General features: G+C 71.0%; 17 protein-coding genes. 16 read left to right on the top strand and 1 reads right to left on the bottom strand.

Features of this window, described 5'->3' with window-relative positions; translation table 11 throughout:
• The first annotated feature begins 73 nt into the window (after positions 1-73).
• The 8 genes from C1N74_RS12755 (at position 74) to C1N74_RS12720 (ending at position 10,626) form a co-directional block, all read left to right on the top strand.
• Entirely contained in the window at positions 74-1,498 is a 1,425-nt protein-coding gene (locus C1N74_RS12755; protein WP_181405534.1) for an RDD family protein, read from the top strand.
• Between the two features lie 42 nt (positions 1,499-1,540).
• Positions 1,541-6,118, top strand: coding sequence for an FtsK/SpoIIIE domain-containing protein (locus C1N74_RS12750; RefSeq protein WP_023955674.1), 4,578 nt, complete (start codon positions 1,541-1,543; stop codon positions 6,116-6,118).
• A gap of 550 nt (positions 6,119-6,668) precedes the next feature.
• Positions 6,669-6,956, top strand: a complete 288-nt coding sequence (locus C1N74_RS12745) for a WXG100 family type VII secretion target (protein WP_023953920.1) — start codon at positions 6,669-6,671, stop codon at positions 6,954-6,956.
• A 64-nt stretch (positions 6,957-7,020) separates the two neighbouring features.
• Positions 7,021-7,323, top strand: coding sequence for a hypothetical protein (locus C1N74_RS12740; protein ID WP_023955668.1), 303 nt, complete (start codon positions 7,021-7,023; stop codon positions 7,321-7,323).
• Positions 7,320-8,447, top strand: coding sequence for a hypothetical protein (locus tag C1N74_RS12735; RefSeq protein ID WP_023955666.1), 1,128 nt, complete (start codon positions 7,320-7,322; stop codon positions 8,445-8,447). The genes C1N74_RS12740 and C1N74_RS12735 overlap by 4 nt, the downstream gene beginning before the upstream one ends.
• Positions 8,447-9,088, top strand: a complete 642-nt coding sequence (locus tag C1N74_RS12730) for a hypothetical protein (RefSeq protein ID WP_064955740.1) — start codon at positions 8,447-8,449, stop codon at positions 9,086-9,088. Before C1N74_RS12735 ends, C1N74_RS12730 begins: the two co-directional genes overlap by 1 nt.
• Before the next feature lie 10 nt (positions 9,089-9,098).
• Positions 9,099-9,773 carry a hypothetical protein gene (locus C1N74_RS12725; RefSeq protein ID WP_023955662.1) on the top strand — a complete coding sequence of 225 codons (675 nt, stop codon included), beginning with the start codon at positions 9,099-9,101 and terminating at the stop codon, positions 9,771-9,773.
• A 43-nt stretch (positions 9,774-9,816) separates the two neighbouring features.
• Positions 9,817-10,626 (top strand): hypothetical protein, encoded by an 810-nt coding sequence (locus C1N74_RS12720; protein ID WP_137750658.1) that lies wholly within the window; start codon positions 9,817-9,819, stop codon positions 10,624-10,626.
• Positions 10,627-10,657: 31 nt separating this feature from the next.
• Here the strand turns inward: C1N74_RS12720 and C1N74_RS12715 are convergent, their stop codons facing one another.
• Complete coding sequence (locus C1N74_RS12715; protein ID WP_137750657.1) at positions 10,658-12,085, bottom strand: NAD(P)/FAD-dependent oxidoreductase; 1,428 nt, start codon at positions 12,083-12,085, stop codon at positions 10,658-10,660.
• A gap of 274 nt (positions 12,086-12,359) precedes the next feature.
• Here C1N74_RS12715 and C1N74_RS12710 point away from each other — a divergent pair, with 274 nt between their 5' ends.
• The 8 genes from C1N74_RS12710 (at position 12,360) to C1N74_RS12675 (ending at position 21,856) form a co-directional block, all read left to right on the top strand.
• On the top strand, positions 12,360-12,653 hold the full coding sequence (locus tag C1N74_RS12710) for a hypothetical protein (RefSeq protein ID WP_023955656.1): 294 nt from the start codon (positions 12,360-12,362) through the stop codon (positions 12,651-12,653).
• A complete protein-coding gene (locus C1N74_RS12705; RefSeq protein ID WP_137750656.1) occupies positions 12,650-14,341 on the top strand; it encodes an alpha/beta hydrolase in 1,692 nt (563 codons plus the stop codon). Before C1N74_RS12710 ends, C1N74_RS12705 begins: the two co-directional genes overlap by 4 nt.
• Before the next feature lie 57 nt (positions 14,342-14,398).
• Positions 14,399-15,043 (top strand): hypothetical protein, encoded by a 645-nt coding sequence (locus tag C1N74_RS12700; protein ID WP_181405533.1) that lies wholly within the window; start codon positions 14,399-14,401, stop codon positions 15,041-15,043.
• Entirely contained in the window at positions 15,021-15,689 is a 669-nt protein-coding gene (locus C1N74_RS12695) for a hypothetical protein (protein ID WP_137750654.1), read from the top strand. Before C1N74_RS12700 ends, C1N74_RS12695 begins: the two co-directional genes overlap by 23 nt.
• A gap of 147 nt (positions 15,690-15,836) precedes the next feature.
• Entirely contained in the window at positions 15,837-17,351 is a 1,515-nt protein-coding gene (locus C1N74_RS12690) for an AlkA N-terminal domain-containing protein (protein WP_137750653.1), read from the top strand.
• Positions 17,348-17,908: a methylated-DNA--[protein]-cysteine S-methyltransferase gene (locus C1N74_RS12685; protein WP_137750652.1), complete on the top strand. Its 561-nt coding sequence runs from the start codon at positions 17,348-17,350 to the stop codon at positions 17,906-17,908. The genes C1N74_RS12690 and C1N74_RS12685 overlap by 4 nt, the downstream gene beginning before the upstream one ends.
• A 304-nt stretch (positions 17,909-18,212) precedes the next feature.
• Positions 18,213-20,048 (top strand): ABC transporter ATP-binding protein, encoded by a 1,836-nt coding sequence (locus C1N74_RS12680; protein WP_137750651.1) that lies wholly within the window; start codon positions 18,213-18,215, stop codon positions 20,046-20,048.
• Positions 20,045-21,856 (top strand): ABC transporter ATP-binding protein, encoded by a 1,812-nt coding sequence (locus tag C1N74_RS12675; RefSeq protein ID WP_088380572.1) that lies wholly within the window; start codon positions 20,045-20,047, stop codon positions 21,854-21,856. The genes C1N74_RS12680 and C1N74_RS12675 overlap by 4 nt, the downstream gene beginning before the upstream one ends.
• Positions 21,857-21,910 lie beyond the last annotated feature (54 nt).

The following is a 21,910-nucleotide window of genomic DNA, read 5'->3' as shown; positions in this document are numbered from 1 at the left end:
TCAACAGGTGATCGGCGGCCCCGCAACGGGCGATAGGGTCGCTTCGGGTGTGGAGCGTTTCGGGGAGGAACGAGTGATCTGGGAGATCGATGAGCGCGCTCGGACGATCGAGGGGCTCGATGCCGACGGTCGCCCGAGGCCGGAGTACGCCGCGTCACTCGGGCTGCGCCGCGCTCCGTTCGGCAGACGCGCGCTGGCTACCGTCATCGAAGCCCTGGTCCTGCTGCTGATCCAGTCGCCCATGCTGATCGTCGTGGTCCCGGCGCTGACCACCGTCGCTCTGGCGACGGACCCCGTCGAGGCGCTCACGGCACGCGACGACGTCGTGCTGCTGATCATCCTCGCCGCCGTCAGCTCCGGCCTCTCGACCGCGTTCCTCCTGACCCAGCTCATCCTGCTCGGCCGTCGCGGGGTCACCCTGGGCAAGGCGCTGACGGGACTGCGGGCCGTCAACGTCCGCACCCTCGAGCGGCCGGGATTCTGGCGCGGAGCGGTCGTGCGCTACCTCGTCCTCTGCGCGAGCACGATCGTTCCGGTCCTCGGCCCCCTGCTCGTCATCGCACTGTCGCCGTTGTTCGACCCCGACCGCCGGGGTCGCAGCTGGCCCGACTTCGCCGCCGCCGTCTGGCTCGTCGACGTCAAGCGCGGGCTCAACCCCTACGACGACAAGCGCATGCGCATCGCTCGGAAGACCGTCGCGACGGATCTGCTCGACGTCAAGGCCGAGCTCCCCTCGCTGGCCACGCCGGTCGCCTCAGGCGGAGCGGAGGCCTACGTGCCCCTCGCGCGCAATAAGGGCGGTGTCCTCGGCGCGGTGCGGTCGGCCCCCGGCAGCGGCATCATCGGCGAGACGGATGCCGCCGAGGAGGAAGCGCGCCCCGGCATCCCCACCACCGTGGCCCCCGCGCCGTTCGCGGCGCCTGCGCCGGGTCTGCCCCCGGCGGCCCCGGCGCCCGCGGTCCCGGCCGCTTCCGCGCCCGCACCCATGCCCGCCGCCGTCGCCCCCGGAGCCATCGTCGCGCCCGGGGCCGGGTCGGCCCCGTGGACGCCGCCGCCCCTCCTCGAGGAGCCCGCACCCGCGGCTGCGCCGGCCGCACCCGCGGCCGCGCCGCCCGCACCCGCGGCACCGGCCGCTGAGTCACCGGCTCGACCGGCATCCGCATCCCCGGCGGTCGTCGAGCTGACGCTCGACTCGGGCGACACGATCGCGGTGCCCGGGGGCGGGGTGGTGCTCGGGCGTGCCCCGGCGACCGGCCCCGACGATCGCGACGTCGCACCGGTGCCCGTCGTCGACCACACCCGGTCGATCTCGAAGACGCACTGGGCGCTGCTGCGCGTCGATGCCCGAGTGGTCGCCGTCGAACGCGGCTCGACGAACGGCAGCGTGCTCGTCCGAGGCTCAAGAGAGCAGGCGCTCGTCCCGGGCCAGCCCGTCGAGCTGCACGACGGCGACACCATCCGCTTCGGCGATCGCTCCGCGGTCGTCGCCATCCGCTGACCTCCCCGCCGACCGACGTCGCACGGCTGACAGGAATCCTCGATGAGACTCAAGCTGACGCTCCAGCGCCGCGATCACACCGGCACCGACATCGTCGTCACGTCCGACTCGACGGCGACCGTCCACGACGTCGCGCGCCGGATCGTCGACAGCGACCCGCGGCGCGAGGTCGCCGCGGGCGACTCCGATGTCCTGACGCTGACGGTGGCCCCGCCCACGTCGCCCGACTTCGTCATGCTCGACCCGCACATGCTGGTCAGCGACGCGCCGATCGGCTCGGGCTTCGTCGCCTCCGTGACGAACCTCGGCGCGGACTACGTCGCCACTCGCGGAGCCGGCGGCCCCGTGGCCGCCATCCTCCACGTCGTCGGCGGACCGCTCGCAGGACGCGAGTTCTCGCTGCCTCAGGGCCATTTCACGATCGGCCGCTCGCAGGGCAACGACATCGTGCTCGACGACCGGCTGGTGTCCAAGCGCCACGCCCGTATCGAGATCGGTGCCTCCGTCGAGCTGGTCGACCTGAACTCGGCCAACGGCATCGTGATCGACGGCGGTCTCGTGCAGCGTCTGCGCGTCATCCCCGGTCAGCGCTTCCAGCTGGGCGACACCGAGCTCGTGGTCTCGATGGCCGAGACCTTCGCTCCGGTCGAGCAGGACCCGGTCCTCGAGCGCGGCGGCAGCCTGCTATTCAACCGCAGCCCCCGGGTCGAGGCACGCTACGTCGGCGAGGAGCTCGAAGAGCCTCGCATGCCGAAGGACCCGGTCTCGCGGCTCTTCCCGTGGCCGATGCTCATCGCCCCGCTGATCCTCGGCATCGCGATGTTCTCGATCACCAATCAGCCCCGCACGCTGCTGATCATCTTCATGACGCCGATGATGCTGCTCGGCAACTTCGTCTCGCAGCGCACGCAGCTCGGTCAGCGTCAGCGCAAGGAGGTGGAGATCTTCGAGCGCACCTTCGAGGAGCTCGAGGAGAAGCTGTACCGGCTGCGCCCGCGCGAGCGCGAGGTGCGCAACACCGAGGTGCCGCCGGTGGCGGTCGTGTTCGAGGAAGCGATGCAGCTCGGCCCGATGCTGTGGACTCGGCGCCCCGAGCACTGGAATTTCCTCTCGGTGCGCATGGGCACCTCCGAGGCCCCGTCGCGCACGAGCGTCAAGCGGGCCGAGAACCCCGACGCGCTTCAGGAGTACGTCGAACGCGTCGATCGGCTGCGTGAGCGCTACCGCCTGATCGACGGCGTCCCGGTGCTCGAGTCACTGCAGAGCGTCGGTGTCCTGGGCGTCGCCGGCGGTGCTCGTGAGGCGGCCGACGCCCTTCGAGGACTGGCCGTGCAGCTGTTCGGTCTGCACTCCCCGAACGACCTGGCCGCCGTCGCGCTGACCGAGCCCGAGTGGGCGAAGGAGCTCGAGTGGCTCAAATGGCTGCCTCACACCTCGAGCGAGCGCAGCCCCTTCCGCGACATGCCGCTGTCGGACTCGGCCTCCACCGGTGCCGCCCTGCTCTCGGGGCTCGAGGAGCTCGTGATGCGCCGGTCGAAGGCGGCAGCCGCCCCGCGCCTGCCGTTCGACGACGACTGGGACCCGATGCGCTACGGCACCGATGTCCGGCGCGCCGCCGAGGAGGCGACCTTCCCGGGGCAGACCGCGGTGCTCGTCATCGTGACCTCCGATGCGCCCGTCGACCGCGCGCGACTCATTCAGGTGCTCGAGCGCGGCGCCGACGTCGGCGTCTACGGCATCTTCGTCGCGCCCGTCGTCGACGCTCTGCCGGCGGTCTGCCGCACGTTCGTCGACGTCTCGGCCGGCCTGGGTGCGGCGCGCGTCGGCACGGTGCGCAGCGGCGTCGAGTACCCCGTCACCGAGGTCGAGGGCGTCTCGAACGAGCTCATGACGGTGCTCGCGAAGCGGCTCGCACCGGTCACCGACGCGAGCACGATCGTCGAGGACTCCTCCGACATCCCGAACTCGGTGATGTTCCTCTCGCTCGTCGGCTCGGAGCTCGCGACCGACCCCACGTTCGCGGTCGAGCGCTGGCGCGAGAACAACACGATCCTCGACCGGTCGGGCGCCGCGATGCCCCGCCTGAAGAAAGCCGGCAACCTCCGCGCGATCGTGGGCCAGGGGGCCACCGACGCCATGACGCTCGACCTGCGGACGCAGGGCCCGCACGCCCTCGTCGGCGGTACGACGGGTGCCGGCAAGTCGGAGTTCCTGCAGGCGTGGGTGCTCGGCATGGCTGCGGCCCACAGCCCCGACCGTGTCACCTTCCTCTTCGTCGACTACAAGGGCGGATCGGCTTTCGCCGACTGCGTCGAACTGCCGCACACCGTCGGCCTCGTCACCGACCTGAGCCCGCACCTCGTGCGGCGCGCGCTCACGAGCCTCCGGGCCGAGCTGCACCACCGCGAGCACCTGTTCAATCGCAAGAAGGCGAAGGACCTGCTCGAGCTCGAGAAGCGCCGAGACCCCGAGACCCCGCCCGCGCTCGTCCTCGTCATCGACGAGTTCGCCGCGCTCGCCGGCGAGGTGCCCGAGTTCGTCGACGGCGTCGTCGACATCGCCCAGCGCGGTCGCTCCCTCGGCATCCACCTCATCATGGCGACGCAGCGCCCCGCCGGCGTCATCAAGGACAACCTCCGCGCCAACACCAACCTCCGCGTCGCGCTCCGCATGGCCGACGAGTCGGATTCGAAGGATGTCGTGGACGACCCGGTGGCGGCCCGATTCGATCCCAGCATCCCCGGCCGCGGTATCGCCAAGACCGGCCCCGGACGTCTCGTTCCCTTCCAGTCCGCCTACGCCGGTGGCTGGAGCACCGACGAGGTCGTCGCCGCGGATGTGAGCGTCGCCGAGCTGCGGTTCGGATCCGTGCAGCGCTGGGAGGTCGACGAGAAGCCCGAAGACCCGGCCGCCGAGGTCGATCCCGGTCCCAACGACCAGAAGCGCATCGTCGCCACCCTCGTCGCCGCGGCCAACCGCGCGGCCATTCCGGCTCCCCGACGGCCGTGGCTCGACGACCTGGAGACGACCGTCGACATCCGCTCGCTGCCCGCGGGCCGCGCCGGGTCGATCCTCATCGGTAAGAGCGACATCCCCGAACGCCAGCTTCAGGAGGCCGTGTACTTCGAGCCCGACCGCGACGGCTCGCTCCTCGTGTACGGCACCAGCGGCTCGGGCAAATCGACGGTGCTCCGCACGATAGCCATCGCCGCCGCGACGACCGGCCGCCGAGCCGAGAACATCGAGGTCTACGGCCTCGACTTCGGATCGGGCTCGCTCAAGAGCCTCGAGACCCTGCCGCATGTCGGTTCGGTGATCCCCGGCGACGACGCCGAGCGCGTGCAGCGCATCATGCGTTCGCTCGGGAAGGTGCTCGACGACCGCGGCAAGCGCTTCAGCGCCGCCAACGCGTCGACGATCGCCGAGTACCGCGAGCTCACCGGCCGGGACGAGGCGCGCATCGTGCTGCTCCTCGACGGGCTGCCGCAGTTCCGGGCCGAGTGGGAGTCCACCACGGCACGGATGCCGTTCTACCAGGCGTTCATGCGGATCCTCGGCGAGGGCCGCCCGCTCGGCGTCCACGTCGTGGCGACCGCCGATCGCTCGGGGTCGGTGCCGACGGCGGTCAGCTCGAACATCTCGCGCCGCGTCGTGCTGCGCCTCTCGGACGAGAACGCCTACGCGCTGCTGAACGCGCCGAAGGACGTGCTCGACGAGCGATCCGCGCCCGGACGCGCCATCGTCGACGGCTTCGAGACGCAGATCGCCGTCCTCGGCGGAACGCCGAACGTCGCGGAGCAGACGAAGCTGCTCGGTCAGCTCGCCGACGAGCTGCGTTCGCGCGGCGTGCGCGAGGTCGCCGAGATCGGTTCGCTGCCGACGCGTCTCGCGCCCGCGGACCTTCCCGACCGCATCGGCGAGTTCCCGGTGCTCGGCGTCGCGGAAGACACCCTGGCCGCGCGCGAGTTCGACCCCGTGGGAACGTTCGTCGTGGCCGGCCCGCCGATGGCGGGCAAGACCACCGCGATGAAGGCCATCATCACGTCGATGACGCGCCTCGACCCCGAGGTGACGCTGTTCCACTTCGGCGGCCGGCGCTCGCAGCTGCGCGACTTCGCGCCGTGGGTGCGCAGCGCCACGACGCCCGACGATGCGAAGGAACTCGCCACCGAGCTCGCCGAACTCGTCGCCGACGAGACGCTGGGACGCCGCATCCTCATCGTCGTCGAAGACGTGCCGCAGTTCGCCGACTCGCCGGCGGAGCGCCCGCTGAAGGCCCTGTTCCAGGCGGTCAACCGCAGCGACCACCTGCTCATCGGCGATGCCGACGTCACGCAGGTCACGAGCGGCTTCGGCCTTGTGGGCGACTTCAAGGGCGGCCGCAAGGGCATCATCCTCAAACCGGAGGCCTTCGACGGCGACGCCGTGTTCAAGGTGCCGTTCCCGAAGGTCAAGCGCAGCGACTTCCCCGAGGGCCGCGGGATCTTCGTGCAGGCCGGTCGCGCCGTCACGGTGCAGATGCCGCTCGTCGAGTCCGAGACCGTCGCGGCGCCCCGGCCGGTCGCGGCGGGCGCGGGGGAGGCCGTGTCGACCGACACCGTCACCGAGACCATTCGCTGAGTCCGAGACCCACAAGGCGAGACAACCTCGACGGTTACCCGGCGACGACGCGAATATCGCTCACCTGGCGGCGCTTGCGCATGCCGTCATCGCGGCGAACGGACCGAAGACTGGTCTTCTCTCGTCGACGTCTCAGCTCGCCCGTGCCCGGGCGAGCGCGTCGCGCGCACCCGAGGCTGTGGGGAGCGTGCGGATCGCGCCGTCGTCGACGAACGACGACCCGACGCGAATCGTCGTCTCGGCGTCGGGTAGAGCGCCGTTCGCGTCGGCTCGCGCGCCGGCTCGCCCGTCAGGGGCGTCGCGGACATTCGCCTGGGGTCGCGCGGTGAGCTGCGGCTGCCCTCTTTCCCGCCGCCCGCAGACGGAGCGGGCAACCGAGGCCCGCGGCACCCGTCTGTGTTCGCCCCGGCCGTCGTTCTGACGGAAAGCGATTGCCTATCACATTCCGAGATGGGGAGTTCTCCCCATCGACCTCGGGCCTGGGCTGCCGATAGGTTTTGGGTGTCGGCTCCGGAGGGGGGTCGGGACATCTACTTTCAGGAGGGCCGTCATGGCTGATTTCGGTGCATCTTATGGCGAGATGGAGCAGGTTGCGAGCTCGCTGTCGCAGGCTCGCGATGACATTCAGGGTCAGCTGGACACCCTGAAGTCGCAGGTCGACACGCTGCTGGGCGATGACTTCAAGACGCAGCACGCGTCGGGCAAGTTCGGTGAGGGCTACTCCGAGCTCACCACGGGTCTGAAGAACGCGGTCGATGGCATCAACGACATGTCCGAGTCGCTGCTGGGCATGATGCGCGCGATCCAGGACCTCGACCAGCAGCTCGCCGGCAGCTGATCTCGTCTTCCCGGAGCCGAGGCGTCCTGGGCGCCTCGGCTCCGCTCGATTCTCGGAGGTGACCATGGTCGACGTGCGGATCGACTACGGCGCGATGCGCGCCAGCCGCAACGCTTACGCGAACATGCGGGATGTTCTCGACGGGGCGACACGGGCGATGTCGAACGTGTCGGGCGCGGCCGTGCCCCAAGACGTGCTGCGGCGGCGTCTCGAGGATCTCCACGATTCGTGGGGTGGCGGTATCGACAAACTCGCCCGCTATGCGGAAGACGCGGGCACGGGACTCGAGGGCATTCTCGAGGCATTCCAGCAGCTCGACACCGAGCTCGGCAACAGCATGGTTCCGCAGGAAGGATCGGCGTCGTGACCGACTTCTCCGCTCTCGGCTTCGACCCCGCCCCTGGCGATGTCGCGACGCTCTCCGGATATGTGGATGCGCTCACCACCAGCTGCGACGGCGTCGATGACGCGCTGTCGATGATGGACGGCTCCGACGACGGCGCCTGGATCGGAAAGTCGGCGACGGCGTTCCGCGCCGCACTCAGCGAGGACTTCCGACCGCACCTCAGTGACACCGGCGAGGCGTTGCGCACATCGCGGACCGCCCTCGCGACCTGGACCGATCAGCTCACCAACTACCAGCGGCGTGCCGCAGCGCTCGCGGAGGAGGCCTCAGCGGCATCCGCGAGCGTCGCCTCATCGGAATCGGCCCATGCGCAGGCACAGGCGAACAAGGACGCCGAGGACGCCGACCCGGATGCCGTGTCGAACGCGTCGACGGCGCTGGCGAACGCGCAGGGCGAGCTGGAGTCGATCCGCGCGCGTGCTCGTCAGCTCAAGGACGAGGTCGACGCCGATGCTGCCGCCGCGGCCGGAGCGCTGCTGTCCGCGAGCGACACGCTGAACTCCTACGCCGGCAATCCGGTGATGAACTTCCTGGGCTCGGCCGGCGACTGGCTCGCCGACGCAGGCAACTGGCTCATGGACAACGTGGTGCCGATCCTGGAGGACATCCTCCGGGCGGCGCTGCCGATCATCGCGATCCTCTCGCTCTTCATCCCCGTCCTCGGCACGGTGGCGCTCATCATGTCCATCGCGCTCGTCGCGATCGACGGCCTGCAATGGGCGACCGGTCGTGGAACGTTCGCCGAGTTCGCCACCGGCGCCCTCGGACTGCTCGCGGGTGGCGCGCTCGGGCAGGCTGCAAAGGCGCTGATCGGCCCCGGTGGACAGGTGCTCATCCCGTCGATCCAGGGCATGACGCCGGCCATGGCCGGCGGTGGGGCCGCGGCGGGAAGCGTCGCCGTGGCGCTCAACGTCAATCTGCCCAACATGGTCGCGAACACCTACTGGACCGTGAACAGTGCGATGGACGCCCACAGCAAGGGGACGGACTTCGTCGACAGTCTGACCGGGCCGTGGCAGAACCTCTCCGAGCGGTTCAACAACACCCTGCGCGGCAACGGTCCGCGCACCGACGAGGAGGTCTGATGACCGAGCAGGAGGCGACGCTCGACCCGATCGCGGCTGAGGGTGCGCCGCTGCGGGTCTGGCAGCGCGTGCCCCAGGGGTGGATCGAGTTCCGCTCGTTCGGCGATCGTTCGCCGCAGGAGTGGCTCGACTGGTACCTCGTGAGTGCCGAGGGCTGGCTCCCGGATGCTGCGCGCGACGCGATCGTCGACGGCTTCCGCGCCGGCGTCGAGCTGTTCGCCGACACAGCCTTCGCCTTCGCCGGTGTCTCGCTGACGTTGGGCGAGCGCCCGGCGGCGTTCTTCCTCTGCACGAACGTGGTGCCGGGGACGGCCGAGACCGACGCCGCCGCGACGGCGTTCCACCGGCTGCTCCCGCTCGCGCGGTTCGGCGAGGGCGGGCGCAGCGAGAGCTTCACCACCCCGGACGGCCGCGTCGGCACCATCACCCTCGGTGCGTCGGCGGACGGCGGGATGCCGCACCTCACGGCGGTCGGCGAGATCCGTCTTCCCGGCGGGGCGGGCACCGCCGTCGTCATGGGGTTGTGCTCCGACCCGCAGCAGTCGGCCGAGCTGGCGCTGCACGTCGCGTTCGCGCTCACGACCACTCAGGCTCTGCCCGAGGGTGTCGAGCCCGCGGAGCCCGAGCCCGCCGCCACGTAGCATTCTGTCCATGGCGTTCGCTTTCATCCAGGCAGCATCCCGCCCGCTCCTCGAGACGGGCGAGGCGGGGGAGCCTGCGGCATCCGCGGGGCCGTCCGACGCCGATCGTGCTGTCGCCGTCCTGCGTGCCGACTACGAGCGATGGTCGCGCTGGGCGCTCGGAATCGTCGGTTTCGTCGCTGCCGCGGGCGGCGTGTTCTTCGCGGGCGGGCTGGTCGCGACCGTCGTGGCGATGGGCGTCGTGACACCGGACACCGTCATCGTCATCGTCATCGCAGCGGCGATCGCGCTCGGAGGCGTCGCGCTGCTCGTGGTGTTGTGGCGCACGGGTCGCGCCTTGACTCGCGCCGCGTCGTTCTGGCTGCGCGCACCGTATGTCGCGGGCCAGCGCGCGCCGCGCGCCGCAGGATGGGTACAGGCGCGTACCGTCAACCTCGAGCCGCGCATCCTGGTCCGTCTGAGCACGGCGACCTTGGCGCTGCTCGTCGCCATCGGCGGTGTCGCGGTCTTCGTGCGTGACCTCGGCGCCGGCGTCTCGGTTTTCACGGTGCCGGTCCTGCTGGTCGGCATCTGCGGCGCCCTCAGCGGCATCGGTCAGATCGGCGGCGTATTGCGTATCGTCAACGGCCTGAGTGCGGGCGACCCGCTGTGGGCGTGGCTGACGGGCTCGGTGCGCGCGCGCTGAGGCACGCTTCACCTGCCGCATACGCTGACGCTGCCGGTGGCTCATGAGCTTTCTCCACACCACGGCTCGCGGCTGGGCGGAAGACCACTCGCTCGCCGCCGACGTCCGATTCGCTCAGCTCGAGGCCGTGGCCTACCAGCGGCATCCGGAGATCTTCCAGCACTTCGGCGCCGACGGGGCCGCGATGGCGCACCGCCTGCACGCGAACGCGAAGAGGTCGCCAGTGCGCGGCGTCCTCGACGTCGTGCTGTGGGCCGTCGTGATCGGCGCGTTCTTCGCACCGATCGCGGGTCTCGCCGTGCTCATGGGCGACCGCTTCGACTTCCACCGCATCGAGGCCCAGCGGGCGATGCCGATCGCGGGCGCGATCTTCACCGTCGCGGCGGTCGCCCAGGCCATCCTCCTGGTCATCTGGCTGGTCCGGGGCGCCCGGTTCTCGTGGCCGGAGTTCTCCATCCACCTCGTGGCGGGGACGATGGCCATTCTCGCGCTCGGCACGATGCCGGGCATCGCCGAGCTCGACGACTACATCGGGTGGCAGCAGTGGCGGGTTCCGGTCCTCATCGCGCTCGGCGTCGCCGGGCTGGCAGCCCTCGTGATGCTGGTGCGTTTCCGCGTGCGCGAGCCCGATGGCGACGGCGAGGCCGTGCCCGAGACGGGTCTCAGCGTCGGCGGCATCCGCGCCCGCATCGCGGCGCTGCCGGGGGATGAGCGTCAGGCCATCGTCGACGACCGCAACGCGGCCCTCGCGGTGCTGCACGAGCGCGGCCTGATCGATGCCGGCACCCTCGAGCGGGCCCTCGGGTGCGAGCCGGGAACGCTGTTCCTCCTCGACGCCGAGCGGCGCGCGTGAGGCGGTGGCTGCGGCGGCCGGCCGTTCCGGCTCAGACGGTCGGACGGCCGTAAGTCTCGAGGAAGCGCAGCCACACCTCGCTGAGCGTCGGGTACGCCGGCACGGCGTGCCACAGCCGTGCGAGCGGAACCTCGCCGACGACCGCGATCGTCGCGGACTGCAACAGCTCGCCGACATCCGCCCCGACGAAGGTCGCCCCGATGAGAACGCCGCGGTCCTCGTCGACGATCGCGCGTGCCTGCCCTGTGTAGGCGTCCGACCGCGTCGACGCGCCCGCGATCCACGAGAGGTCGTAGTCGAGCACGCGGATGTTGCGTCCCGCAGCACGCGCGGACGCCTCGGTCTCACCGACCGAGGCGACCTCGGGGTCGGTGAACGTCACCTGCGGCACGGCGCCGTGGTCGGCAGTCGCGACGTGCGCACCCCACGGGGCGTCGTCGACGGTGCCACCGGTCGCCCGGGCGACGATGACGTCGCCGGCTGCGCGGGCCTGGTACTTGCCCTGGTGCGTGAGGAGGGCGCGGTGGTTGACGTCGCCGACCGCGTAGAGCCAATCGGATCCGCGGACGAGCATCGTGTCGTCGACATCCAGCCACGAGCCGGGCTCCAGGTCGACGGTATCCAGCCCGAGATCCTCGGTTCGCGGGACGCGTCCGGTCGCGACGAGCACCTCGTCGGCGCGGACGCGCGTGCCGTTCGACAGCTCGAGCTCGACCTGACCGTCGTCGACGCGCTGCGCGGAGACGAGGTCGGTGTGAAGCAGCACCCGCGCACCTCGGTCGGTGAGGGACTGCGCGACGAGGTCGCCCGCGAAGGGCTCCATCGGTCCGAGCAGCCGGCTGCGCGCGATGAGCGTCACCTCGCTGCCGAGGTCGACGAACGCCGTCGCCATCTCCGCGGCGACGACGCCGCCGCCGACGATCGCGAGCGAGCCCGGGACCTCCTGCACGGCGGTCGCTTCGCGGCTCGTCCACGGAGACACATCGGCCAGGCCGGGGACGTCGGGGAGGAGCGCCGCCGAACCGGTGCACACCGCGACGGCGTGACGTGCGACGAGGGTGGTGAGCGAGCCGTCGGGTCCGGCGACCTCGACGCGCTTCTCGCCGGAGAGGCGGCCGTGCCCGCGCACGAGGTCGACGCCGGCTCCCTGGAGCCACTCGACCTGCGACGCGTCGTTCCAGTCGGAGGTCAGCGAGTCGCGGCGGCGAAGCACCCCGGCGACCTCGATGTCGCCCGTCACGGCCTGCTTCGCGCCGTCGACCGCGCGCGCTGCGCGGAGGGCGGCGCCGGCCCGCAGGAGACCCTTCGACGGCATGCACGCCCAGTACGAGCACTCGCCGCCGACCAGTTCGCTCTCGACGATGGCGACGCTCAGGCCGCCCTGCACGGCGCGGTCGGCGACGTTCTCTCCGACAGGACCGGCTCCGATGACGACGAGGTCGTAGGTGCGTTCGCTCATGTCGCGACGCTAACCCCGGTTGCCGGCTGTGCGCCAGCACTTGCGCTCAGCGCGGTCGCGCATTGCCGGTCGTCGCGGGTGCGCGTGCCGCCAACAGGCTGAGAGGCTCGATGCGACCCGTGAGCGGGCATGGCGAGGGGGTGAGCCTGTTTGGGGCACGAGGCGACGGCGGGTCGCCGGCCGGCGAGGCAGGGGAGTTCTCCCCATCGACGCGGCGTGCGGGCCCCCGATAGCGTGTGAGCGTCGGCCGGACCGAGCCGGCGGAGGGGGCCCGATGTCAGACGTCGAGATCTACTACCACGCGCTCACGAGCGCCGCGGATGCGATCCAGACGCGGGTCTCGAGCGCGGTGATGGACAACGCCGACATCCAGGGCGACGACACCGGTGTCGAGAACCCCGCGCACCGGGTCGCGCTTCGTCTCGAGATGAACCGGCGGCTGAGCGGGCTGAATCGCGCCGTGCTCGAGCGCACGACCGCGGCATCCGAGGTCGGCGCCCTGCTGACCGCGATCACGACGCGCTACTCCGACCTCGATGTCGAGCTCACCGGTCAGGAGCAGCCGTGACGCTCACCTCACCCAACCGCGGCTACCCGCTCGAGCGCCTCGAGGGCAATCCTGGGTCGATGAGCTGGTGGAGCGGCGCGTTCAGTCGCGTGGCGGCGTCGCTCGGCGACCTCCGCACCACCGTCCAGGCCGCGACCGACCTCGACGGTGTCGGTGCATCGATCCGCTCGGCACGCTCGAAAGCGCAGGAAGTCGCCAACGGGCTGGCGACGGAGATCGCCGAGGCGGAGCTTCTCGCGGGGGTGCTGCAGCGGTACGCGGACGCGTTCTCGTCGTCGGCGGAGTCGGCGAACCGGCTCATTGACGACATCGAGTCGGCCCACGCGTCGTTGTCGTCGGCGTCAGTCGCGGCCGATGAAGCCGGGCTGAACGCGCTGTGGACCTCTCGCTCCGGCGAGCCGGCCGACGTCCGGCGCGCGAATGACGCCGCACAGGATGCCGTCGCGACCCGGGATGCCGCGGCGCGGGATCTCGCCGATCTGTGGGAGCAGTTCGAGAGCCACTACTCGGCATGGGACGCGGCCTACGACGCGGCGCTCGCCGAGCTCGCCGGCGGTGCGGGGCCGGCGATGACGTCGCAGGCGCAGAACCTGCTCGACCAGCTGCTCGCGGCGGACACCCCGCAGGCCGTGCTCGAGCTGTGGCTCGCGCATCCCGAGCTGCAGGATGAGATCGCCCGAGCGCATCCCGATATCATCGGCAACCTCGACGGCATCCCTTACGACGTCCGCGGACGGATCAACCGCGAGCGCCTGGAGGCGCTGCGCGCCACGAACCCGGACGGTGCGCTCGGCGACGATGTCGCGGCGTTGTGGGAAGAGCTGACGGATGGCCCTCCCTTCCCGCTCCTCGTCTCGTTCGATCCCGACGGCTCAGCGCAGACCACCGCGGCGTTGGCATACGGCGATCTCGCTGCTGCAACCGACATCAACGTGCTCGTCCCCGGTATGAACTCGTCCGTGGCGGGTATCGGCGAGTGGGGAGACTCGGCTCGCGCTCTCAACAACGCGGGGCCGGGCCTGGCGACGATCGCATGGTTCGGTTACGACTCTCCCAACGAGATCGAGGAGCCCGGGATGGAACGGGCGCGCGATGGCGCGGCAGCGCTCCGCTCGTTCCTGCTCGGGATCGATGCGGTGCATCCCACCGCGGAGAAGGCCGTCATCGCGCACTCCTACGGCAGTACGACCGCTGCCCTCGCGATCGGGTCGCGTCCGGACGCACTCGGCGTCGACCAGTTCATCGCGGTCGGATCGGCCGGGTTCCCGAGCGACCCGCAGATCCTGTCGAATCTCCAGAACGCCGGGGGCCTGCGCATGTACGCGACGCTGTCGGAGAACGATGCCTGGGCCCGGATCGGCCGTGACACGAGCTGGGGCGGCGCGCACGGCACGGTTCCCGAGACGCTCCCCGGCGTGACCGAGTTCGGCAGCGACGGCGGTTATGCGGACGGTGAGCACCTCGCACCCACCCCGGGACACGGCGCGCACGAAGGCGGCAACGGCCCGCTTCCCTCCGGCGACGGCGAGGGGTACCTCGTGCAAGGATCGGAGTCGTTCTACAACATCCAGCAGATCGTCCTGACCGGTGAGCCTGGAACGGAGATGGACGGCGAAGGCAGCGAGCGCGGCTTCTGGGATCTGCCCGATTGGCTGGAGTGGCTGCCCGTTGACCCTTACCGGACGTGATTGATGAGATCGACCTCGCGAATGACGATGACGGCCTTCGCTGTCGGATTGGTGTTGATGATGAGTTCGTGTGCGGCGACACCGGGTGACGAACAGCCGGCCGCAGACCTGTACACCCAGGCGCGCGAGCAGTTCACGGCGATGGCCGACGAACTGCACACCGTGATCATGGCGATCGAGCCGACCGAGTGGCGCGTCGATCAGGGGCAGTACGGAGCGCGCCCGAGCGGATGCCAGCTGGGCGTGAGCTCGGAGACCGGATACTCGTTCACGGCGGTGCGCGCGCTCGAGCTGCCGGATCGGGATGCCGCGGAGATCGCGGCAGCGGCATCAACGGGCTTCGCCGAGCTCGGTATCGACGCGGAGACCGTCGAGCGCGGTTCGGGGGATGCGCGAGAGGTGACGGTCGTGGGTGAGAGCGACGCCGCCCGTACCGTGGTCGTGATCCGGCCCCTCGATGGTCGTGTGCTCGTCTCCGGTGAGACCGCCTGCACGGCGGGCGCGAGCTCGGACATCCTCACGACGATGTTCGGTGAGGAACTGTACCCCGACGACGTCTGGCGGCGGCTCCCCGCAACGGAAGGCCCCTTGTCGGTGCCGCAGTTCTTCTTCCCGCCCGACGGCCCGATCTACTACAACGAAGACGGAACGCCGGTGCAGCCGCAGCCGCTCGTGACGGATGCCCCGGTCCCCTCGCGATGAAGGCCTGCGCCGCTGGCGGACGTTGCGCGAGACGAGCGCGGGCCGCCTCGGCATCGCCGCCGTCGTGATTCTCCCCGTGCTGCTGGCGAGCGGATGCGCGAATCCGGTCGGGCTCGAAGGCGGCGAGACGTATGCGCAGGCGCGGGACCGCTTCGTCGCGATGGCGACGGGCGTGCACACGGTGGTCATGGCGATCGAGCCGACCGAGTGGCGCGTCGTGGACGGGTCGTACGGCGCTCACCCGACGGGATGTCAGCGCGCGCTCAACGAGGGCGGGGGATACCGCCTCGTCGCCGTCCGCGGTCTCGAGCTGCCGGGACGCGATCCTCGGGAAGTGGCCGGGGTGGCAGTCGAGGCTTTCGCCTCGTTGGGAATCGACAGCCACATGGCCGACCGGGGGCAGGGCGAGGCGCGAGAAGTGACCGTCGTAGCCGAGGGCGGCATGGCCGAGCGGGCGGTCGTCAGCATCCGTCCCGCGACGGGCCAGGTGCGGGTTTCGGCCGAGACAGAGTGCGCCCCAGGATCGGCACACGATCTCGCGACTGAGGTCTTCGCCGAAGAACGCCTGCCGGACGATGTCTGGCGCCGCCTCCCCGCCGTCGACGGTCCGGCCTCCAAACCGTCGTTCTCGTTCCCGCCGCCGTGACCCGCCGCCCCCGTCGACTCGCCAGAAAGCGCGGATCCGGAGGGGGCGGCATCCGCATTCTGTGGCGAGTCGACGGGGGAGGGAGCCGGGGACAGTCGTGTCCGATTTCCGCGAGCCGGTGTCGGCGGGGCATGTCAGGCTGGGGGCATGGCCAGTGACGGGATGACGTTCGACGAGCGGTACCGCGCGATCGACGCGCGCGACCGCCGCTTCGACGGCCAGTTCGTCACGGCAGTGCGCTCGACGGGCATCTACTGCCGCCCGAGTTGCCCCGCGCGCACCCCTCGGCCCGCCAACGTGACCTTCTATCCGACGAGCGCCGCCGCCCACGAGGCTGGATACCGCGCGTGCAAGCGCTGCCTGCCCGAGGCCACCCCCGGGTCGCCGCAGTGGAACCTTCGCGGCGATCTCGCAGCCCGGGCCATGCGCCTCATCGCCGACGGTGTCGTCGACCGCGAGGGCGTTCCGGGGCTCGCATCCCGCCTCGGGTACTCGTCGCGCCACCTCACCCGGCTCCTCACGGCGGAACTCGGCGCGGGCCCGCTCGCCCTCGCCCGCGCCCACCGGGCCCACATCGCGCGCACGCTGCTGGTCGACACCGACCTGCCGATCGCCGACGTCGCCTTCGCCGCAGGGTTCGCGAGCATCCGGCAGTTCAACGAGACGGTCGGCGAGGTCTTCGCGATGCCTCCCGGCCAGCTGCGTGCGCGACGGCAGGCGGGGGAGCGGATGCCGGGCCGCATCGACCTCGTCCTGCCGGTGCGCGAGCCGTTCGACGCCGCGGGCCTGTTCGGGTGGATGCGCGCGCACGCGATCCCCGGCGTCGAGTCGGGTGACGAGCGCTCGTTCGCCCGCGTGATCCGTCTCGCCGGCGGGCCTGCGTGGTTCGAGGTGCGCCAGGATGACGCGGGGCGTGTGCGCCTGCGTGCCGAGCTGGCCTCGCTGGCCGATCTGTCGACCCTCATCGCCCGCGTGCGTCGGCTGTTCGATCTCGATGCCGATCCGACGGCCATCGACGAGGCCCTCGCGCGGCATCCCGAGATCGCGCCTCTCGTGGCGCGGATCCCGGGCGTGCGCCTGCCGGCGGCGATCGACCCCGACGAGATGCTCATCCGCGCGATGATCGGCCAGCAGATCAGCGTCGCCTCCGCCCGCACCGTGCAGGGGCGCCTGACCGCCGAGCTCGGCGAGCCGGTCGAGACCGCCGCCGGCCCCGCCACCCTCTTCCCGACGATGGCGGCGATCGCCGAGCGCGGCGCTGAGGTCCTGCGCGGGCCCGGGGCACGCATCCGGGCGATCGTCGGTGCCGCCACCGCGCTCGCCGACGGCTCGTTGCGCCTGTCTCCGGGTGACGACACCCACGAGCAGCGCGCTGCGCTCCTCGCCTTGCCCGGCATCGGGCCCTGGACCGCCGACTATGTGCGGATGAGGGTGCTCGGCGACCCAGACATCCTGTTGCCCGGCGATGTCGCGGCACGCGCGGGCGCTGCCGCCGCCGGCATCCCGGCCGGCCCGTCCGAGCTCGTGGCCTGGGCCGAACGCACGGCGCCCTGGCGCAGCTACCTCATGGCGCATCTCTGGTACGCCGCACCCGTCACGCAGGCTTGGCGCGAAAGCGCGACCGAGCCGACCCTCCCGACGTCTCGAAAGGCCCGCACATGACCGCCGTCTCCGACGCTCCCACGCCGCTCGAGCCTGCCGCGACCGCGTCCGCGCGGGGCGAAATCGCCTCGATCCAGACCGTCGCGACCCCCGACGGTCCCTTCACGATCCTCGAGGCCGGCGGAGCGGTGCTGGCGTCCGGGTGGACGGCCGACCCGGTCGCGATCCTCGACCGGCTCCGGCCCGCGGCCCGCCCCGCGCGGGTCGTCGAGGCCCCCACGGATGCCGCCGCCTCGGTCGCCGCGTACTACGACGGCGACCTCGCGGCGATCGACGCGGTGCCGGTGCGCCAGTCGGGCACGGCGATGCAAAGAGCCGGCTGGCAGGCGCTCCGCGGGATCGCGCCGGGCGAGCCGCTGACCTACACCGGCTTCGCGGCGGCGCTCGGCTCGCCCGGCGCGGTGCGCGCGGCGGCATCCGTCTGCGCGCGCAACGCCGCGGCCCTCTTCGTGCCGTGCCACCGCGTCCTCCGCACGGGTGGGGCGCTCGGCGGGTTCGCCTGGGGCGTCGAGGTGAAGCAGCGACTGCTGGCGCGGGAGGCGCGGCACAACGGCTGAGCGCGGATTCGTCCTTGCACTCAGCGAATACTCAGGTATAGCCTGGAGGGCTCCCGTGTGTGCAGCGGGTGCTCTGTCCGCTCGACCTCAGGAGGAAGCCATGTCCCCGGCCATCGTCATCACGAAGTCCGTCGCTCTCCTCGTCACGGCCGACGGACGCCCCGCACACGGAGGAATCGCCCGGTAGCTCCGGGAAGCGCTTCGCCGCTTCCGACGTTTCCTCCCGCGGGGCCCCGGTCCCGCTTCGCCGCGCTCGCGCGCGCCCCTCGCCGTCTTCGGCATCCGCTCGACACACCTCAGGATCATGACTTCCTCGACGCCCCCTCGTCTGTCCACGCCGCGCGCGCTCGCGCGTCTGCTCCCCTTCGCCAAACCGGTGCTGCCCCGGCTGAGCCTCGGCTTCGTCAGCGCGCTCATCGCGAGCCTGCTCGCCCTCGGCATCCCGCTCGTCCTCGAGGTGATCGTCGGTCCCGAGGGCCCGATCAACTCGGGCGACCCGTGGCTCATCGTCCTCGGCGCCGGCGCCGTTCTCGCCCTCGGTCTGCTCGAGGCACTCATGGTCTGGGCGCGCCGCTGGTTCGTCCTCGCCCCGGCGACCAAGGTCGAGTACGAGCTGCGCACCGACTTCTTCGCGCGCCTGCAGCGACTGCCGGTCGCCTTCCACGACCGCTGGCAGTCGGGTCAGCTGCTCAGCCGGATGATGCAGGACATCAGCCTCATCCGCCGCTGGCTCGCCTTCGGCATCGTCCTGCTCGTCGTGAACATGCTGACCATCGTCGTCGGCTCGATCATCCTGTTCCGGTGGCACTGGCTGCTCGGCACGATCTTCGTCGTGGTCTCGGCGCCGCTGTGGATCGCGGGATTCATCTTCGAGAACCGCTACGGCCTGCTCTCCCGCCAGAGCCAGGACCAGGCGGGCGACCTCGCCACGGCCGTCGAGGAGTCGGTGCACGGCATCCGCGTGCTGAAGGCGTTCGGCCGCGGCGGACACGCCCTGCAGAAGTTCACGCGTCAGGCCGAGACCCTGCGCGAGACCGAGGTGAAGAAGGCCAAGGCGGTCGGCTGGATCTGGTTCTGGCTCGTGCTGCTGCCCGACATCGCCTTCGCGCTGTGCCTCGGGGCGGGTATCTACCTCGTCCAGGCCGGTGAGCTCGGTGTCGACTCGCTCATCGCCTTCTTCGCGATGGCGACGATCCTGCGCTGGCCCGTCGAGTCGATCGGCTTCCTCTTCTCGTTCCTCGTCGATGCGCGGACGGCGACCGACCGTATCTTCGAGGTCTTCGACGAGCAGAACACGATCGTCGACCCCGAGAACCCGACGACCATCGCGCAGCCGCGGGGCGCGCTCGTCTTCGAAGGCGCGCACTTCCGGTACCAGGACGCCCCCGAGAGCGAGCGCGACCTGCTCGACGGCATCGACCTGGCGCTGCGACCGGGCGAGACGATGGCCCTCGTCGGCCTCACGGGTTCGGGCAAGACGACGCTGACGACCCTGCCCGGGCGCCTGTACGACGTCACGGGAGGCCGCGTGCTGCTCGACGGCGTCGACGTGCGCGACCTGCGGCTCGACGAGCTGCGCCGTCACGTCGGCATGGCGTTCGAGGACGCGACGCTGTTCTCGCAGACCGTCCGGGAGAACGTGCTGCTCGGTCGCGAGGACCTCGAACGCGGCAGCGCGGAAGCCGAGCGCGTCATGCGCGAGGCGCTGTCGGTCGCGCAGGCGAACTTCGTCGACACGCTGCCCGAGGGAGTCGACACGGTCATCGGCGAAGAGGGGCTGAGCCTGTCGGGTGGCCAGCGCCAGCGCCTGGCGCTCGCCCGTGCCGTGGCCGCCCGCCCGGCCGTGCTGGTGCTCGACGACCCGCTGTCGGCGCTCGACGTCGACACCGAGGCGCTCGTCGAAGACGCGCTCCGCGAGGTGCTGGCTGACACGACGGCGCTCATCGTCGCGCATCGCCCCTCGACCGTGACCCTCGCCGACCGCGTGGCACTGCTCGAGGAGGGGCGCGTGACCGCGGTCGGCACCCACTCCGAGCTGCTGCGCACGAGCGAGCACTATCGGCACGTCATCTCGAGCCTCGAGGACGAGCAGGAACGACACGACCAGGAACGACACGACGAAACGGAGGTGACCCTGTGAGCACCGTCACCGGGACGAGCGGCGAGGACCGCTCCGACTACACCCGCGAGGAGAGCCGCGAGATCCGGCGTCGCTCGCTGCGCCTGCTCGGGTCGCTGGTCTCTCCGCTGCGCATGCAGCTCGCGCTGGCCGCGGTCGTGCTCGTCGTCTCGACGGCGCTGCGCGTCGCAGGCCCCGCCCTCGTCGGCTGGGGCATCGCCAACGCCCTGCCCGCCGTACAGCAGGAAGCGGACTGGATGCCGACCATCGCGGTCGTCATCGTCTTCCTCATCACCGCTCTCGGCGGTGCCGCGCTCATCGGCTGGTACGCCGTGGTGGCGGCGCGCCTGACCCAGGCGGTCATGATCGACCTCCGCAAGCGCATCTTCCGCCACACGCAGCGCCTCAGCCTCGAGTTCCACGAGTCGTACACGTCGGGACGCATCATCTCGCGCCAGACGAGCGACCTCGACACCATCCGCGAGCTGCTCGACGGCGGCCTGAACGAGCTCGTCTCGGGTCTGCTCTACGGCGGGTTCACGCTCATCGCGCTGCTGCTGCTCGACTGGCAGTCGGGGATCATCCTCGCGGTCATGGGCATCCCGCTGTTCCTGCTCATGCGCTGGTTCTACCTGCGGTCGCAGGTCGTCTACCGCGAGTCGCGTGTCATCAGCGCGAAGGTGATCGTGAAGTTCGTCGAGTCGATGACCGGCATCCGTGCGGTCAAGGCGTTCCGCAAAGAACCCGCGAACGACACCGAGTTCGGGGGGCTCTCGAGCGACTACCGCGATGTGAACATGCGCTCGATCCGCCTGTTCGGAACGTTCGAGCCGGCGCTCATGGCGGTGGCATCCGTCTCGCTCGCCCTCGTGCTGGCCTGGGGCGGATTCCGGGTGGTCGACGGCACGCTGAGCCTCGGATTCCTGCTGTCGGCCGTGCTGTACGTGCGGAACTTCTTCGCGCCCATGCAGGAGGTCGCGTTCTTCCTCAACTCGTACCAGTCGGCGACGGCAGCGCTCGAGAAGGTGTCGGGTGTGCTCGAGGAAGACCCGACGGTCCCCGACCCGACCGATCCGGTCGAGCTGCGCGAAGCCCGCGGGCACCTGCGCTTCGAGGACGTGACGTTCGGGTACTCGGATGCCGTGACGATCCTGCCCGACTTCGCGCTCGACATGCCCGCCGGGCAGACGATCGCGCTGGTCGGCACGACAGGTGCGGGCAAGTCCACGCTCGCCAAGCTCGTCGCGCGGTTCTACGACCCCACGAAGGGGCGCGTCACGCTCGACGGCGTCGACCTGCGCCAGCTGCACCCGAAGGATCTGCGCCGGGCGATCGTCATGGTCACGCAGGAGGCGTACCTGTTCAGCGGGACGGTCGCCGACAACATCGCGCTCGGCAAGCCCGACGCGACGATGGACGAGATCCAGGCGGCGGCGAAGGCCGTCGGGGCGCACGAGTTCATCGAGCGGCTGCCCGACGGTTACGCCACCGACGTCAACAAGCGCGGCGGCCGGGTGTCGGCGGGGCAGCGTCAGCTGATCTCGTTCGCGCGAGCCTTCCTCGCCGACCCGGCGGTGCTGATCCTCGACGAGGCGACGGCGTCGCTCGACATCCCGAGCGAGCGGCAGATCCAGGAAGCCCTGGGCACGCTGCTGGCCGACCGTACGGCGATCATCATCGCGCACCGCCTGTCGACGGTCGCCATCGCCGACCGGGTGCTCGTGATGGAGCACGGTCGCATCATCGAGGACGACACCCCCGCCGCGCTCATCGCCGGCACCGGCAAGTTCGCCCAGCTGCACAGCGCCTGGCGCGAGTCGCTCGTCTGAGGCCCGCCGAGAACGCACCGCCGTCGCGAGAACGCACCCGAAACGGTGCGTTCT

Source organism: Microbacterium sp. SGAir0570, from assembly GCF_005491085.2.
Taxonomy (GTDB): Bacteria; Actinomycetota; Actinomycetes; order Actinomycetales; family Microbacteriaceae; genus Microbacterium; species Microbacterium arborescens.
The sequence above is the reverse complement of the archived record's forward strand: the minus strand, read 5'-3'. Positions and strand labels throughout refer to the sequence as shown.